Below are 16,128 nucleotides of genomic sequence, written 5' to 3'. Positions count from 1 at the left end.
CTACACACATGAATCAACCAATCAACATACTGCAATGCATACGCCAGGGACAGGTAGGTGGTGGCGAAACCCACTTGCTCAGCCTGATGGAAAACATTGACAGAAACAAATACAACCCCGTTGTATTGTCGTTTACAGAAGGTCCCATGGTTGACGCACTCCGTAAAATGGGCATACACACCGAAGTCATTTACACCGAAAAGCCATTCGATGTAAGCATTTGGGGTAAAGTGGCGGCATTTGCCAAACCCTATAAGTTTGCCCTTATACATGCACACGGCACCCGAGCTGCTTCCAACCTATTATGGACGGCCAAGAGGCAACACATTCCATTAGTATATACAGTACATGGCTGGTCTTTTCACAAAGAACAATCGCCATTGGTGTTCAATCTTCGGGTGATGGGTGAACGCCTTATTACCAATTTGTCAAGCACCAATATTTCTGTATCCAAAAGCAATCAGGAAAGCGGTCAGCAAGAAATCAGCAGTTTTCAATCAGTTGTCATTAACAATGGTATTGATCAACTCAAATTCAATCCGGCCACAGTTACATCAACTGTTCGGCAAGAACTGAACATACCCGACAACGTAACGCTTATCGGATTTGTGGCACGTTTTACAGAACACAAGCAACCATTGTTGTTGCTCAGGGCTTTTGCAAAAGCCATAGCCCAAAATACTCAACTGCATTTGCTAATGGTGGGCGAAGGCGACCAGCGACAGGAAGGTGAAGCCTTGGCCAAACAATTGGGCATTGACACACATATAACGTTCTCCAATTTCAGATCAGATGTGCCACAGGTGCTGGCAGCCATTGATGTGTATGTACTGCCTTCTATTTGGGAAGGTTTGCCCATTGGTTTGCTCGAAGCCATGGCCATGGCCAAAGCTGTTATTGGCACCAATGTAGATGGCACCCGTGAAATCATCCGGCATACACAAAACGGTTTGTTGGTGCAAGGCGCCGACATTTCAACTTCCCTCGCAGAAAGCATTTGCCAACTGGCTGCACAACCGCAGCTTCGTGATGCATTAGGACAGCAAGCCCGTGCTGATATTATTCATGATTTTAGTGCCGCAGAAATGACCCGCCAAATTGAGCAGGTCTATCAATCACTTATTTCAAAAAACTGAAACATACCCACCCATGAAAAATAATGCGCAATATGAATTCTCCCGTTACGCAGATATAAAACGCCTTCATTTTATATTGGATGCTATTCGCAAAAACATTGGCGATAGCGGCACCGTGCTCGATGTAGGTTGTGGCAATGGCGTTATCAGTCGCTTTATTGGCAGCCACGGATATAATGTATTGGGCGTAGACGTAAGCGATAAAACCATTGCCAAAGCATCGGCTTTAAACAAACTGCCAAACGTACAGTTTATGGTAAAAAGTGCAGAAGCGCTGACTGCCGAGGGCAAAACATACGACGTGGTAATTTGCAGTGAAGTGCTGGAGCACCTGAGTGAACCGACAAAGTTGCTCGCTGTGCTACACGAAGCCATTAAAGACAATGGCATTTTGGTGGTAACCGTGCCCAATGGCATGGGCCCCAGAGAAGTGTTGGTTACAAAACCTGTCATCAACATGCAGAAAAAACAGAATGCTACCTGGCGGTTTACCAACCGGGTAAAGAAACTACTTGGCTATAGTGGCACTACCACACAATCCAGCGCCGACAACCTTGATCACATTCAGTTTTTCACCCAAAAAGATTTGGAAAAAATGGCTGCCGAAACTGGCTTTGCCATCACTGCTTTTGGCAACAGCAATTTTATTGATGATGTATTTCCATTTTCATTGGTGACCAAAAAATCGGGATTGCTGCAAAAAGTAGATGGCAAGCTGGCCGACTATCTGCCACATGCTTTGGCAGGTGGTTTTTTCACTGTCTGGAAAAAACAATCCGCAGCTTAAGACGACAACCTCCTCATGCATATTTTACAACAGGTACTTCTTTGGCTTCTTTACCTTGTGCAAGGGCTGCTGGCCTTTTATTTGGTCACACCATTGTTCATGCTGGCTGTGTATTGGGTAAGAAGAATCGTGCTGGGTAAAAACTACCGCCATCCTTTGCCCGTGTTGCACAATCGTGATTTTTCTTTTGGACTTATTATTACGGCACATCAGGACACCCGATTTATAGACCCGCTTGTAGATTCCATTCTCAAGCAAACGCATCCTCATTTCAAAGCGTATGTAGTAGCCGATGATTGTGATATCAGCAACCTGCACTTTACTGATGAAAGAGTACAAGTACTTCGCCCCGCTCCTGCCCTGCATGCAAAAATTAAATCCATTCAATACGCATTAGATCATTTTGATGACAGCCTCGATGCTGTGATTATTTTGGATGTAGACAGCTTGTTGCACCCCAATTTTCTGGCAGAACTGAACCGCTTTTTTCAGGCGGGCTATCTGGCTGTGCAGGCCAATTTTAAAGCCAAAAACACCAATACATCTTTTGCTAAAATGGATGCCATTGGCGACATATTCAACTTCTTCCTCGAACGCAAAATGCGTATGGACATTGGCTTTTCGGCCGCCATTTGGGGTTCGGGCGTAGCGGTACACATTCCTTTGTACAAAGAAGTAGAGTACAAACATTTTCTTGGCGGCTTTGATAAAAAACTACAAGCCCATTTGGTGCAACGGGTACCACAAATTGGTTTTGCAGAACACGCTATTATTTATGATGAAAAAATAACGGATGGCAAGGCCTTGGAAAAACAACGTACCCGCTGGATTCATGCACAGTTTAAGTACATGAAATATGGATGGGAAGTGTTGATGACCGGCATGAAGCGATTAAATGCAAACCTCATCTACTTTGCATTGATGCTGTTGCGACCTCCTTTGTTTATGGTGGTTGGTGCTGGCTTATTCCTGACTGCCATAGCCGCATTTGTCAGCTGGACGATGTTTTTTGTGTGGGCTTCAATCATGCTGGCATTTTTTGTGGGCATTGCCGGCATTGTAGCCACACATACCAGTAACAGTGCCATGCGTAGGCATGTTTGGATGCTTCCTGCCTTTGCTTTTCGTCAGCTGCTTTCGTTGTTGAAAATAAAGCGGGCTTCTAAAAGTTTTTTGAAAACAGAACACACCAATGTAGTGTACATAGAAGAAGTGCTTGCTGCAGAAAAGCAACAAGCACTTTAAATGTTATTCGCCACCAGAAACGGCGTATCGTTTCAGTGTTGTCAAACTCAACGACTCATCTTTTACCGACACTTCTTTGTATTCTCTGTATACTCCGTCCTGATCATAAAAGCCAAGGATGCAACTGTATTCAGATTTGCCGGGTTTTATCTCCACTCTCGGCTCTTTGCCCAGGTTGGGAATGCGAAGTGTATCCTCTCCTTTTACTTCCTGATACTGCATCGACAGCTTGTATTGAAAGCGATTGGGTGTTTCATACAACTGCACCCTGAAGTACCAATTGTTCAATTCGTTCGGAATCTTTTTCTCGAAACTGGCAACAGGCTTTGGATTGACGTTGTCTCTAACGAGTGACAGCGCCGTTTCGCTGGGTGCGTTGGTAGAATCAGCTATATCCGCTGATCCGGATTGACTATTGCCGCCGCATGCAGCACAAACAATAGCAAACACAAATGGGATGGTGAGTTTCTTCATGTCTCAAAAAAAATAAAAAAACATGAAGTGCATCAGAGATTAACAATTCAGCACACACTGCTCAGGATGTGCATCGGCAAATCGAAACAACATGGCTCTTATGTATTCATTATCGGAACAGATATGCCAGTTGAAAGCTGTACGATCAATGGGCACTATATGCTGCGGAATGGTAGCCCATCCTGTAAACAATCCTTTTTCGATGGAATACAACACCGTGGCGGGTTCGCCTTTTTCTGTTTCGCCCCACTCGTACATCACGCAGGTGGGCAACTGCTCTTGCAAAAAATCAATGGCTGCTTCCATCTTGCCGTTGTGTTGTTCGTAATGTTCTGCCGGCTCTTGTACTTGCCCGGTTACAAACAAGAGTTGCTCGTTGATATCAAATTGCTGCATGAGTTTTCGGCCCAACATATAGCCTTCTTCAGAACGGTGAAAACTAGCAATGGCAGGTAAATTCTTTTTGCGTTTTTCTACGGCCAACCGCATAAATCCACGCTGGTCATGCAGGGCATACAAGCCATAGAGTTGCACCGGTCTTTTTTGGCTGCGGTTGTACAATGGCCAAATTCTTTTGATCTCCAGTTCTTCCAGCACCAATGCATGCATTTCAGTAAGGCAGGCTTTGTATTCAATGTTGTGGATGAGCCGGATGAAATCCTGCTTGCGTTTGCTACCGCTGTTGTTGGCAAAATGGCTGCGTACCCGGTATTTCAAATTTTTAGCCTTGCCTACATACACCACTTTGCCCTGCTGGTCTTTGAAATAATATACGCCGGGACAAAATGGCAACTGATGCAATTGCTCTGCGGGCACATGCATGGGCAAATACGTATCGGGTGTTTTGCCTTTCAGAAAATGTTGCAAATGCTTTTGCTCTGGGTCGTTGGCCAGCAAATGTTCGAACAGTTCTACCGTGGCCATGGCATCACCACCGGCACGGTGTCGGTTGCTGATGTCGATACCTACACTCCGGCACAAATTGCCCAAACTATACGATGGCAAACCCGGTACCACTTTGCGGGCATAGCGAACGGTACACAGCTTTTTTGCCTGCCACTGATAGCCGTTCATTTGTAAATGATGGTGCAGAAAAGAAAAATCGAAATTGACATTGTGTGCCACAAACACCCGCCCTTGCAACAAACGAAAAATGCGGTCGGCTACTTCGGGAAATGTCGGTGCATCGGCCAGCATGTAATTGCTGATGCCGGTAAGTGCTGTAATGTAAGCCGGTATGTGTTGCTCTGGATTGATGAGGGTTTCAAACCGGCCTTCTACCTCGAGGCCGTTGTGCAATACGATGGCTACTTCGGTAATACCGCCACTACTGGCATTGCCTCCGGTGGTTTCAATATCTACTATGGCATACATGTGCCACGAAGATAATGCTAAAGGTTTTAGTTTGTGGCTTATGCGTAGGATGAATAAATGGGGACGCAGATAATGGGACGCGGATTGAAAGGATGTAATGGATTTACGCAGATGAAAAATAAACTTCGAGCCCTCTGTGTCCTCTGTGCGAAATTGTTGCCATAAAGCGATGCAGATGAAGGGAGTGACACAACTTGGACGCCACAGGGCTCAACTGCTCGTACCCAAAAAAACTAAGCTTGCTTTTGCAGCCAGTACACTTGTGAGCTGCAGGTGCCGGGGTGGCGATACGCATGCCACACGCTGCGCAATCCCGCCAAAAATGCGGCGGGCAAATTGCCTTTGCCCTGCTGGTATTGTTCGCTGAGCATGGCGATGTAAAAAGCATCAAGCCACATGGGCTGTATTTTTTTTACCACAAAACCATGCTGACGAGCCAGCACTTCAATACTGGCTGGGGTAAAATGATAGAGGTGACGCGGCACATCGTAAGCAGCCCAATGGCGGCCATATTGCTGTGCGTCTTTACTGAGGTAGTTGGGCACGGCAATCATGAGGGTTCCATCGGCTTTGAGGCAATGCTGAAAAGCATTGAGATAGCCATGCAAATCATGAATGTGTTCGAGCACATGCCACATGGTGATGGCATCAAACTGCTGCGCCGGCATGTGGTACAATGCTGCTGGATCTTGCGGCTGCAGCTGGTATAAGCGTTGAGCATTGGCCCTTGCGGTGGCATCGGGCTCCAGACCGGTAACCTGCCAACCCGCCTGCTGCATGGCATGCAAAAAAGCACCGGTACCGCAGCCCACATCCAGCAATTGGCCGGTGCGCCGCTGTGTCGCCCGTTGTACATCTTTCCGTTTTTTGGCCAGTGTGTAAGTACGGGCCAGCTTGTAGAGTTTGCTGATGAGGCCTTTGTCGGTATCGCTGTGCGAAATGTAACTGTCGGATTGGTAGTAAGGACCGATATGCGCAGCATCGGGTACGGACTGCGTAAACCGCACGGTACAATCGGCACATGCTGCAATGGAAAACTGCTCGCCACTCACGGTGTAATCCTTGCAGGACATAACATGGGCAATGCGGCTGCTGCCACACACCGGACAAGAAGTATACTCAACTACAGATACAGACATGGTGCGCAAATGTAGGATTTGAGAGCACAGAAAAAGGCAATGGCCACAGGCAAATAATGTGCGGAATTGTACAAGCCAATTTGTTGCTTACACAACAGCAGGTTTTTACATTTTATTTGTGTGTATTTGGTGTATTGCGGGCATCTGTTGCAACGACTAACGTAGTATTTTGCGTACGCAATATTTATGAACCATCCCACCTGGCGCCAGCGCCTGTCATACTTCTCCCTTTTTGTACCGGTACGGCTCTATCTGTTGCTGTTTGTATTGGCCACGGCCATAGCCTGGTGGTGGCTGCAACGCCAGTTACCTACCGATCCATCTTTTACCGGCTCCTTGTTGCAACTGCTCATTAAAGCAGCTTTTAGTGCCGTGTTAGTGCTCATTGCTTTTTGCCTCACCACTACACTGCTGCCGTTTTTGTGGCTGGCATGGCACATCAAAAAAAGGCGGGTGCAGGTAAACATTGCCCATGCCGAAGATGGCGACGATTATGGTGGCCGTAAAATCACGATTCAAATTCAACCCTTATGGCAGCCGCTGTTTGGTTTTTTGAGATACCGTTTGTTGTACGATGGCATCAAATTGTCGCCCAAATTTTCGCTGGTGAGCAATAGCCAGCAAAAGGGTTGGTTTACTTCGCAAAAAGCCGGTTGGTATTATTGGCCTTTGCCCGCCATTCGGGAGTATGATATTGAGCAAATGCTGGTGTACTTCGAAGACCTGTTTCAGTTTTTCAGTTTCAGTTTGCGGATACCGGTGAAGCAATCTTTTTACACCAAACCCCGCCAGCGGGAGCAGGAAACAGCCATGGTGTCGCCACAGCGAACCGAGCAGGAAAACGTGCGGATAGAAGAACTGAAACGCATAGAAGGCGAATACATCAACTACAAAAACTTTGAAGACAACGACGATGTACGGCGCATTGTGTGGAAGATTTACGCCAAAAACAAAGAGCTCGTGGTACGCATACCCGAGATACTCGACCCATACGCTTCGCACATTTACATGTACACCAGTTTTTTTGACAGCCTTGGTATGGATGATAACTACCTCGTCAATACACGTGGGTTAGATCATTTCAAAATCAGCTGCTGGAGCCTGTACAGCCAGTTGCAAAAAGCGGGGCGTTTGGTAAAACTCATTCCCGACCAACTGCTGCCCAACCGCAATTTTGCGAATGCGCAGCAAGCCACGGAGTACAATTTATCGGCCAGCAACTGGCACCACGAATACGACCTGTTGAGTGTGGTACCTTCCAAAGGCCATGCATTGATTTGTTTTTCAAGCCTGAGCAGCCCGCAACAGCTGGACCAACTGCTGCAACGCCAACAACAAAAAGCGACGCTGGTGTTTGTAGAGTTGAGCAAAGGCATGCCCAAGCGGCAAATAGGCAAATGGTTGCGCTGGATTTTTATTAAACCAGAAGGCAATTTTGAGAAACAAGGTTTTACAGAAATTGGGAAATACAGTACGCTGAAACAACTAAAAGACAATGAAGCACTGCTGCTGCAAATACTGCAAAAGCATGGTGCCGATGCATTGAGAATTGGATAAGGCATGATGCAACTGAAACAATACACGTTTAGAAAAGAAGCTGCCCTGTACCTGCTGCTTGGCCTGCCGACAATTGCGGTAGTGGGCTATGCCATTTTCGAAGCCAACCAATATTTTTCTTTTTTGCAAAATGGCTGGCGCATGCAAACACTCGAGTTTGCATTGGGCATGCTGGCGGCCTTCTCTTTGTTCCTCCGCAGGTTTCGTTTTTTACCCATCAGCTTGGTATTGCTGGCCATTGTAGCCGGCACCGGCTTGCTGGTAGAAACCCAACTCACCGGCGAAATGGACGCGTATTTCTGGAGTGTAAAATTTTATACTGCAGCATTGTTTTTTGGTACGGGCTGGATAGCAGGATACGGTTTTGCCAGGGCCCGTTTTTTCAGCGTTGTGTGGTCGGTTTTGCTGTTGGCTGCAATGGCTGTGGTAGTAGCAACCACTGCATCATTGCAAAGCAACATGGTGATAGCCTTGTATGCCCCTACTTTGGCATATAGCTTTTACATCATTTACATCAGTGAGTTGCTGCGCAACATCAACACCCGAGAGCCGGCACTGTTTTGGAAAGTGGCCCGCCGCATGTTGGGTTTTATGGCCTTAATGATATTGCTGATAGCCGGTTTGCTCTATTGGCTGAAGCCGCAATATGAAGGCGTAGAAAAAGAATGGAGCCAGCAACAACCCAAAGAAGGCAACAACAAAGGCAGTGGCATGACGCACAACGATGGCAGCGGCACCACCACCAACCAAGGCATGGGATTGTCGGCTTTCAACAACAAAGCCAATAAAGACTCAGTGGTGTTTGTAGCCAAACTCGACAACTTTTTTGTAGATGGCAAAACACCCAACCCGCTGTATTTCATCACCGATTACTACAGCAAGTTTGATATAGAAACGCAAACTTTTGAAGTAGATAGCCTGCGGCCTTTCAATGACTTGTTTAGTCCGGATGTAAGCCAGATTCCGCTGTTCTTTACCAAGCAAGACACCAGCGTTTTGTACTCCGCAAACAATGGCAGAATGCGCCGCACAGCTACTGTTGAAGTGTACAAAAAACAACTCAGTGCCAGATTGTTTACCGCTCCATCCACCGCCTATTTTGTGCAGCCGATTTCGGTACCCGATGAAAACAAAGATGTGTACCGCAGTGCCTATCGGGCCAAGATGATGGTGAGTGAACTGAACAGCGCCTACTTTGTGTACAACCCCGCCGGTGCTCAATGGCTGGAGCAGTTTCAGGAAGAACGCTTCCGCATACTGCGGGAAGCGCCAGACTACAGCCAAACGAATGCTGCATTTATGCAGTATTATACCAGCATGCCCTATGGCGAAGAATACGACAGCATAAGAGCTCTGGCAGCAAGCATTGTAACTGAAACCGGTGCCAACACAACCGTTGATAAAGCCATTGCTATCCGTGACTTCTTTATGCGCAAAGACGAAAACGGCCAGCCAACTTTTAAATACTCCGACAACCCCGGCGTACCCGGCATTCCGAGTGCCAACAAACTCACCTACTTTTTATTCGACAATAAGAAAGGTTACTGTGCTTATTATGCAGGTGCCACGTTGTTTCTCTTGCGTTCACTCGGCATACCCAGCCGCATTGCTACCGGCTTTATGACCATTGACCGAAGCAATAAAAATCCTGGCTGGTATTGGTTTTATGAAGACCAGGCGCATGCCTGGGTGCAGGTTTATTTTCCGGGTTATGGCTGGATAGATTTTGATACCACCGTGCCCGATGCCGAACAACAACAGGCACCACAACCCGACCAAACACCACCACTGGCTACGCAAACCGCTTGGCTGGTAGCCAACGGCACTGTAGTGAGCAAAGATACTGCAGCTAAAAAAGTAACCATGCAATTGGAGAAGATGTTGTACTGGGACCAGCCCTACGAACTAAACCCCACACAGCCCTGGCTGATGGATGTGAGTATGGCAAAAATTACCCACGACACCGGTGTAGTGAGCCTGAGTGCATTGGAAAAAGGCCAACAGATTGTTGCGGTTTCTTATGCCAACACGTTCAAAGAAATTGAACCAACAGAAGCGGATAACGCAACTACATTGCTGCAACGTTTTCCGACACCAGCACCGATTGATGAAATCAAAATCATGCTGACAGAAGAAGAAAAAGCAGCGCTGGATAAACAAGCTGTGCCAGATAAACCCACCGACTGGAATGCCGTTTGGCGCAACCTTGCCATTGGCACCGTTGCCGCGATTGTATTGTTGCTGGCATTTCCCTGGCTCATTTTCCGATACCTGCGTTTGAGAGCAGCCACAGCCGGCAAGCCAGCCACTCAACAATACTGGCGTTACCTCAGCATGATGTATTACCTGCATCAAATGGGAATTGAAAAAACAGGTTTGTCACCCGTGCAGTTTGCCCGCCAACAAGTAGATGCACAATTTGGCACACAGCTCGAAAGCTTCATGCAGGTATATCAAAAATTGAAATACAGCAAGCAAGCACTCAACAGCCGCGACCTGGAAATAGCAGCAGCTTGCTATCCTTCTACCCTTCACACAGTGAGCAAACAATTGCCATTCAAGCATCGTTTCTCACACATGCTCAACCTGCGCCGAAGCATCAGTTTCTTTAGTAAACCATCATTATACGCATCATAACCACCCGCCAATAAAACACAACACCATGGAGCAAACTCAGGCAACCGAAATGGCCATGCAGCACCTGCAACAATTGGTTGATAATATTGAAACTGTTATAAGAGGCAAACGCAACCAAATCAAATACATCTTGACTGCCTTGCTGGCGAAGGGCCATATTTTAATGGAAGACAATCCCGGCACGGGGAAAACCGTAATGGCCAAAACGCTGGCACAAAGCATCAGCGGTGCTATGGGTGGCGATAGCAGCGTGGGTTTTAAACGCATTCAGTTTACCCCCGACCTGCTGCCGATGGACCTTATCGGTTCGCACATTTACGACGAAGACAAAAAAGAGTTCGTCTTCAAAAAAGGACCATTGTTTACCAACGTACTGCTGGCCGATGAAATCAACCGGGCATCACCCAAAGTGCAATCGGCATTGCTGGAGTGTATGGCTGAAAATCAAATCACCATTGGCGACACCACTTACAAACTCAATAAGCTGTTCTTCACCATTGCTACTCAAAACCCGGTAGAAATGGAAGGCACTTATCCGTTGCCTGCTGCACAACTGGACCGCTTCTCTATCAAAATTATTTTTGGTTATGTAGATGAAACAACAGAGTTGGAAATCTACAATAACTACTTAGGCATTGCCAACAACCTGCAGCACATTCAGCAAGTGCTGAGCATGCAAGAAATTTTGAATTTGCAAGAGCAGGCAGAGCAGGTAACGATTCACGAAGAGTTGGTGAAAGCCGTACGCAATATTGTGTGGGAAACACGCCGTCATCCCGAGATTATTCTCGGTGCTTCTACCCGAAGCGGCATCAACTTTTTGAAATGCCTGAAAGCATACGCATTGGTCAACGGCCGCACATTTGTGACCGAAGATGACATCTTCGACCTCACGATTCCGGTGCTGGACCACCGCCTGATGTATCGCAACAAAGAAGCCAAAGCCAATGCGTTGCCCGGCATCTTGAAAACAGAAATGGATCGTTTACATAAACTGCGCATTACACAGTAACGTACTTATTATGAAGTTGCTCATTCGTTACATATTCACTTTACAACTGCTGATGCTTATACTGAACAGCCATGCACAAAATGCTGCTGCCCGGTATGAGATAGATGCGAAGCGAATGGGCGTATCGCCAACGGAAAAAGATGCGTTGCCCAGAGGCAAGGAGTTTGTGCGCCTCGACAGCACGTATTATGTAGGCTGGATGTTTCAGGGCATGTATCTGCACGACAGATCGGCAGATGTGAGTGGTTTGCAAAAAGCATTGCCCATTTTGCGCAAATCGTTTTACCTGATAGAAAAAGATTACGGCGGTTTGCTGGCTACCATTTACAACGACCCGTACACGTACACGGTCAATAATTTGCGCTATGCCGATTATTTGAACATTGCTGGTGCACTACGAGAAGTGTATGAAAACCTTGAAATGCCTGATAGTGCATGGTGGGTTATACAACGGGTACAAACGAAAGATTTTCGAAAAGACCATTACAGTTTATTGTACAGCCGCATGTCGTGGCTGGTGCATCGCAATCGTTTTTATACCAAAAAGCAGTTTGCATTTTTACGCAATAGCGTGGCTGAAAATGAACAACTGGCTTTGCAGTTATGCTACGACGGTTTAGGTTTTATTGACCGCAATAAACCTAACAATGACCTTTGGTTTGGCGACTATCAAAGCATACCAGACAAACTGAGTATTTACCACAACTTATCGTTGATACATTCCTATCTGAAGAACTACGATAGCAGTGCCTATTATTATGAGCAACTGGCTGCAAACGGAAGTGTAAGCTGGAATAACTACGGCAGTTTAAAAACAGAAATGGGTGAGTTTGCGGCTGCTACTGAAATGTACAACCGTGATAAATACAAATACGGCGGCATCAAGTATTTGATGGAGCCCTACTACTACCTGCCCACACTCCAGATATATGCAGGCAAAACCGTTGCCGCCATGGATATTGCCCGGGAAGCCATTCAATATTCCAATTCATCGCCGGGCTTTGGTTGGTACAATATTGCACTGGCAAGAAGTTATTTGTACAACGGGCAACTGGACAGCGCATGGCTCACCTTAGATAAAGCGGCACATTTTAAAGAGATTCACATTGGCACTACCCTTACACAACCTCAATATGAGTTTACCATTGGTGTATTGAAACTGATCTGGTTCGAAAAACAAATAGCAGCCACCAAGTTTCTCCACCCCAATTGGTGGTACCATCCCAAGTGGTTGTACGAAGTAGCATCGCTGCAGGCACAGCAATATGTGCATGAATATTTACTCGCCAATCAGTTGATTTTAAATCCTGAAAGAAGCCGCATTATTTACGATTTGTTTTGTGGTGAAAGCACGGTGAGTTACGATGAAGTTTTTTCACTCATGCACCGGTTTAGTCCAAGGTATTTCGGCAAGCTCATGCATGAGTATGCCAGCCTGGACCCACGGGAAAAAATCAAGCCTTACTTTAAACTATACGAAGGCCGGTTGCTATGGACGCAAAAAAAATACCAGCAAGCTGCAGATACATACAAAACACTCACCAGTGCTGTAGTAGACACTGCCCATGAAAAACTGTTTATGGCCAGGTTGTACGAGGGGCTGTGGGAACAGGCTGTTCGTGACAATGACGAAGCAAAAGCCATTCAGTTTCAACAGCTGCTGTTTGAGCATTATCCAACCCTTATTCCATTCAGTAACCTGCCATTTAGCATGCAGGTTCAATTCAGTGGTTTAGCAGATAAAGTAACCAACCAGGTGCAAGCAGATATCCGACAGTGTAATATTACTTCCAATGACAACAGCAGCATTCCAAAAGCCGTAGTGCAATTCAGCAAAAAAGGGAGCAAGTACTCGGCCAATATTGATGTGTACAATCAAAAGGGCATTATTCTCTTTAGCAGAAAGCTGTTGTTTTCAACGGCCGAAAATGTGGGGGCCCAAATTGCGTTTAGCTTCTTTGGTACAGAAATTCCGCTGGAGATAGATGCCCCGGCTACTCAGGAAGCAACTACCACGCCGTAAGCTTTCGACGTAAATGCCTTTCGCATTCGTTATTTTTGCGCCCCGCTGCCCGGCAGCTTACATTATATAGATATGGAACTGAGCAAAAACTTTGACCACCAACAAGCCGAAGCCAAGTGGTATCAGCACTGGCTGAACAAGCAATATTTTCACAGCACCCCCGACCATCGGGAGCCGTATACTATAGTTATTCCGCCGCCTAATGTGACCGGTGTGTTGCACATGGGCCACTGCCTCAACAATACTATTCAGGACATTCTCATTCGCCGGGCTCGCATGCAGGGCAAAAATGCCTGCTGGGTGCCGGGCACCGACCATGCCAGCATTGCTACCGAAGCCAAAGTGGTGGGCATGCTCCGCGAAAGAGGCATTGCCAAATCTTCGCTCAGCCGCGATGAGTTTTTGAAATACGCCTGGGAGTGGAAAGAGAAATATGGCGGTATCATTTTACAACAACTCAAAAAACTGGGTTGCAGTCTCGATTGGGACCGCACCAGTTTTACCATGGACCCCGACTATTATCAGTCGGTAATTAAAGTATTCATCGACCTGTACAACAAAGGACTGATTTACCGCGGCAAACGCATGGTAAACTGGGACCCTGTTGGTTTGACCGCCTTGAGTGATGAAGAAGTCATCTTCAAAGAAATTGACAGCAAGCTGTACTACGTTACCTATCCTTTTGCCGATGGTACACCCGGTGGCATTACGGTGGCTACCACCCGCCCCGAAACCATTTTGGGCGATGTGGCCATTTGTGTAAACCCAACTGACGAACGCTATACTGCATTTGTCGGCAAAGAAGTTATCGTGCCCATCATCAACCGCCGCATTCCCATTATTGCAGATGAATACGTGGATGCTGAGTTTGGTACCGGTGCATTAAAAATTACACCGGCACACGATAAGAACGACAACATGCTCGGCCTCAAACACCAGCTGAAAGCCATCGATACCCTCGATGCATCGGGCAAGTTTACCACCGCCGAATTGATGGAAGAAAATCCTTCGGCACAAGTGCAGGCCTACAACGGTATGGACCGTTTTGAGCTGCGCAAAAAAATTGCTCAAGACATAGCTGCACTGGGCCAATTGGTAAAAGAAGAAGATTACCGCGGACAGGTTGGCACCAGCGAACGTACCGGCGCCATTATTGAAAGCAAACTGAGTTTGCAGTGGTTCATCAACATGACTGCGTTCATGGAGAAGAACCCGCAGGTGCTGGAAGATGTGTTGAACGACACTATTCAATTTCACCCGGAGAAACTGAAGAATACCTACCGCCACTGGTTGAGCAACATCAAAGATTGGTGTATCAGCCGCCAGCTGTGGTGGGGCCAGCGCATACCGGCTTGGTACGATGCTGACGGCAATTTTGTAGTAGCCGCTACAGCAGAAGAAGCAGAATCTGCCTATCAATCACAATTCGGTCGTTCGTCGTCGGAAAGCGGTGGTCTTTCACAAGATGAAGACGTACTCGACACCTGGTTCAGCAGCTGGCTCTGGCCCATGGAAGTGTTTAAGGGCATCAGCAATCCCGGCAACGCCGATGCGAAATATTACTACCCTTCTACCACGCTGGTAACGGGTCAGGATATCATTTTCTTTTGGGTAGCCCGTATGATTATGGCCGGCTACGAATACGAAGGAAAACGTCCTTTTAAAGATGTGTACTTCACCGGCATGGTGCGGGATAAGCAGGGCCGCAAAATGAGCAAGCAGTTGGGCAATAGCCCCGACCTGCTGGGCCTTATTGATAAATATGGCGCCGATGCTGTTCGCTTTGGCATCCTCATTGCATCGCCTGCCGGCAACGATTTGCTGTTTGATGAAAGCTCACTGGAACAGGGCCGCAATTTCAACAACAAGTTGTGGAATGCCATGAAGCTGGTGAAAATGTGGGAAGGCCGCCAGGCAGACAATGCCGCACAATTGGCCGACAGCCAGTTTGCGGTGGATTGGTTTGGTGCCCGCTTGCAACAGGTGAGGCAAGAGCTCGACGGCCTCATGAGCCAGTTCCGCCTGAGCGAAGCTTTGAAAACCGTGTACTCCTTGATTTGGGATGATTTCTGCAGCTGGTACCTCGAGTGGGTGAAGCCCGGTTTTGAGCAACCCATTAGTGCTGAAGTGTACAACAAAACCGTACAATATTTTGATGAGCTGTTGGAATTGTTGCATCCCTTCATGCCTTTCATTACCGAAGAATTGTACCACAACCTTGCACAACGCACCGACGATTTGTGCACTCATTTGTGGTCGCCTGCAGGTACCCCCAATGCTGCACTATTGCAGCAGGGCGAACTGCTGAAGCAAGTGATTTCTACCCTGCGAGAAGCAAGGGTGAAAAACAACATCAAACCCAAAGATCCCATCAAGCTGCACATTCAAACGGCAGTACAATCGAACTACGAAAGCATTGCTTCGGTATTGAAAAAGCAGGTGAATGCCACCGATCTTTTTTATACACAAGAAGCCGTGGCCAACACTGTGGTGGTTGCCATCGAAAGCGAAAAGTTTTTCATTGAATCGGAAAGGGAAATTGATACCGCTGCGCTGAAAGCAGAACTGCTCAAAGACCTGGCTTACCAGCAAGGCTTTTTGGATACGGTAATGAAGAAACTGGGCAACGAACGTTTTGTAGCCAATGCCAAACCCGAAGTGGTGGCCATTGAGCAAAAAAAGAAAGCCGATGCCGAAGCCCGTATCAAAACAATAGAAGAAAGTTTGGCAGCGTTAGGCTAAGC

The 16,128-nt window shown here is 47.0% G+C and carries 11 protein-coding genes; 8 read left to right on the top strand and 3 right to left on the bottom strand.

All coding sequences use genetic code 11. The features are described 5' to 3' along the window. The first annotated feature begins 8 nt into the window (after positions 1 to 8). The 3 genes from V7Q13_RS02480 (at position 9) to V7Q13_RS02470 (ending at position 3,168) form a co-directional block, all read left to right on the top strand. Positions 9 to 1,136 (top strand): glycosyltransferase family 4 protein, encoded by a 1,128-nt coding sequence (locus tag V7Q13_RS02480; protein ID WP_333799103.1) that lies wholly within the window; start codon positions 9 to 11, stop codon positions 1,134 to 1,136. A gap of 13 nt (positions 1,137 to 1,149) precedes the next feature. Then, positions 1,150 to 1,923 (top strand): class I SAM-dependent methyltransferase, encoded by a 774-nt coding sequence (locus V7Q13_RS02475; RefSeq protein WP_333799102.1) that lies wholly within the window; start codon positions 1,150 to 1,152, stop codon positions 1,921 to 1,923. A gap of 99 nt (positions 1,924 to 2,022) precedes the next feature. Then, complete coding sequence (locus V7Q13_RS02470; RefSeq protein WP_333799101.1) at positions 2,023 to 3,168, top strand: glycosyltransferase family 2 protein; 1,146 nt, start codon at positions 2,023 to 2,025, stop codon at positions 3,166 to 3,168. Positions 3,169 to 3,171: 3 nt separating this feature from the next. Here the strand turns inward: V7Q13_RS02470 and V7Q13_RS02465 are convergent, their stop codons facing one another. The 3 genes from V7Q13_RS02465 to V7Q13_RS02455 all read right to left on the bottom strand — a co-directional run bounded on the left by V7Q13_RS02465 (position 3,172) and on the right by V7Q13_RS02455 (position 6,155). Next, on the bottom strand, positions 3,172 to 3,642 hold the full coding sequence (locus V7Q13_RS02465; RefSeq protein ID WP_333799100.1) for a hypothetical protein: 471 nt from the start codon (positions 3,640 to 3,642) through the stop codon (positions 3,172 to 3,174). A gap of 39 nt (positions 3,643 to 3,681) precedes the next feature. Beyond that, positions 3,682 to 5,016 carry an exonuclease domain-containing protein gene (locus V7Q13_RS02460; RefSeq protein ID WP_333799099.1) on the bottom strand — a complete coding sequence of 445 codons (1,335 nt, stop codon included), beginning with the start codon at positions 5,014 to 5,016 and terminating at the stop codon, positions 3,682 to 3,684. A gap of 233 nt (positions 5,017 to 5,249) precedes the next feature. Further along, complete coding sequence (locus tag V7Q13_RS02455; RefSeq protein ID WP_333799098.1) at positions 5,250 to 6,155, bottom strand: class I SAM-dependent methyltransferase; 906 nt, start codon at positions 6,153 to 6,155, stop codon at positions 5,250 to 5,252. Positions 6,156 to 6,341: 186 nt separating this feature from the next. Between V7Q13_RS02455 and V7Q13_RS02450 the strand changes: the two genes are divergently transcribed. The 5 genes from V7Q13_RS02450 (at position 6,342) to V7Q13_RS02430 (ending at position 16,126) form a co-directional block, all read left to right on the top strand. Next, on the top strand, positions 6,342 to 7,712 hold the full coding sequence (locus V7Q13_RS02450) for a DUF58 domain-containing protein (protein ID WP_333799097.1): 1,371 nt from the start codon (positions 6,342 to 6,344) through the stop codon (positions 7,710 to 7,712). A gap of 3 nt (positions 7,713 to 7,715) precedes the next feature. After that, positions 7,716 to 10,349, top strand: a complete 2,634-nt coding sequence (locus V7Q13_RS02445; RefSeq protein WP_333799096.1) for a transglutaminase domain-containing protein — start codon at positions 7,716 to 7,718, stop codon at positions 10,347 to 10,349. A gap of 25 nt (positions 10,350 to 10,374) precedes the next feature. After that, positions 10,375 to 11,361: an AAA family ATPase gene (locus tag V7Q13_RS02440; protein WP_333799095.1), complete on the top strand. Its 987-nt coding sequence runs from the start codon at positions 10,375 to 10,377 to the stop codon at positions 11,359 to 11,361. Between the two features lie 10 nt (positions 11,362 to 11,371). Next, complete coding sequence (locus V7Q13_RS02435; protein WP_333799094.1) at positions 11,372 to 13,384, top strand: hypothetical protein; 2,013 nt, start codon at positions 11,372 to 11,374, stop codon at positions 13,382 to 13,384. A gap of 72 nt (positions 13,385 to 13,456) precedes the next feature. Next, positions 13,457 to 16,126 carry a valine--tRNA ligase gene (locus V7Q13_RS02430; protein ID WP_333799093.1) on the top strand — a complete coding sequence of 890 codons (2,670 nt, stop codon included), beginning with the start codon at positions 13,457 to 13,459 and terminating at the stop codon, positions 16,124 to 16,126. The last annotated feature ends 2 nt before the right edge of the window (positions 16,127 to 16,128 follow it).

Source organism: Phnomibacter sp. (assembly GCF_036803085.1).
Taxonomy (GTDB): domain Bacteria; phylum Bacteroidota; class Bacteroidia; order Chitinophagales; family Chitinophagaceae; genus Phnomibacter.
The sequence above is the reverse complement of the archived record's forward strand: the minus strand, read 5'-3'. Positions and strand labels throughout refer to the sequence as shown.

What these genes read in the sequence shown, in the direction of transcription:
- V7Q13_RS02480 (WP_333799103.1), top strand. Translation starts at nt 9, where the DNA reads ATGAATCAACCAATCAACATACTGCAATGCATACGCCAGGGACAGGTA.
- V7Q13_RS02475 (WP_333799102.1), top strand. Translation starts at nt 1,150, where the DNA reads ATGAAAAATAATGCGCAATATGAATTCTCCCGTTACGCAGATATAAAA.
- V7Q13_RS02470 (WP_333799101.1), top strand. Translation starts at nt 2,023, where the DNA reads ATGCTGGCTGTGTATTGGGTAAGAAGAATCGTGCTGGGTAAAAACTAC.
- V7Q13_RS02465 (WP_333799100.1), bottom strand. Translation starts at nt 3,642, where the DNA reads ATGAAGAAACTCACCATCCCATTTGTGTTTGCTATTGTTTGTGCTGCA.
- V7Q13_RS02460 (WP_333799099.1), bottom strand. Translation starts at nt 5,016, where the DNA reads ATGTATGCCATAGTAGATATTGAAACCACCGGAGGCAATGCCAGTAGT.
- V7Q13_RS02455 (WP_333799098.1), bottom strand. Translation starts at nt 6,155, where the DNA reads ATGTCTGTATCTGTAGTTGAGTATACTTCTTGTCCGGTGTGTGGCAGC.
- V7Q13_RS02450 (WP_333799097.1), top strand. Translation starts at nt 6,342, where the DNA reads ATGAACCATCCCACCTGGCGCCAGCGCCTGTCATACTTCTCCCTTTTT.
- V7Q13_RS02445 (WP_333799096.1), top strand. Translation starts at nt 7,716, where the DNA reads ATGATGCAACTGAAACAATACACGTTTAGAAAAGAAGCTGCCCTGTAC.
- V7Q13_RS02440 (WP_333799095.1), top strand. Translation starts at nt 10,375, where the DNA reads ATGGAGCAAACTCAGGCAACCGAAATGGCCATGCAGCACCTGCAACAA.
- V7Q13_RS02435 (WP_333799094.1), top strand. Translation starts at nt 11,372, where the DNA reads ATGAAGTTGCTCATTCGTTACATATTCACTTTACAACTGCTGATGCTT.
- V7Q13_RS02430 (WP_333799093.1), top strand. Translation starts at nt 13,457, where the DNA reads ATGGAACTGAGCAAAAACTTTGACCACCAACAAGCCGAAGCCAAGTGG.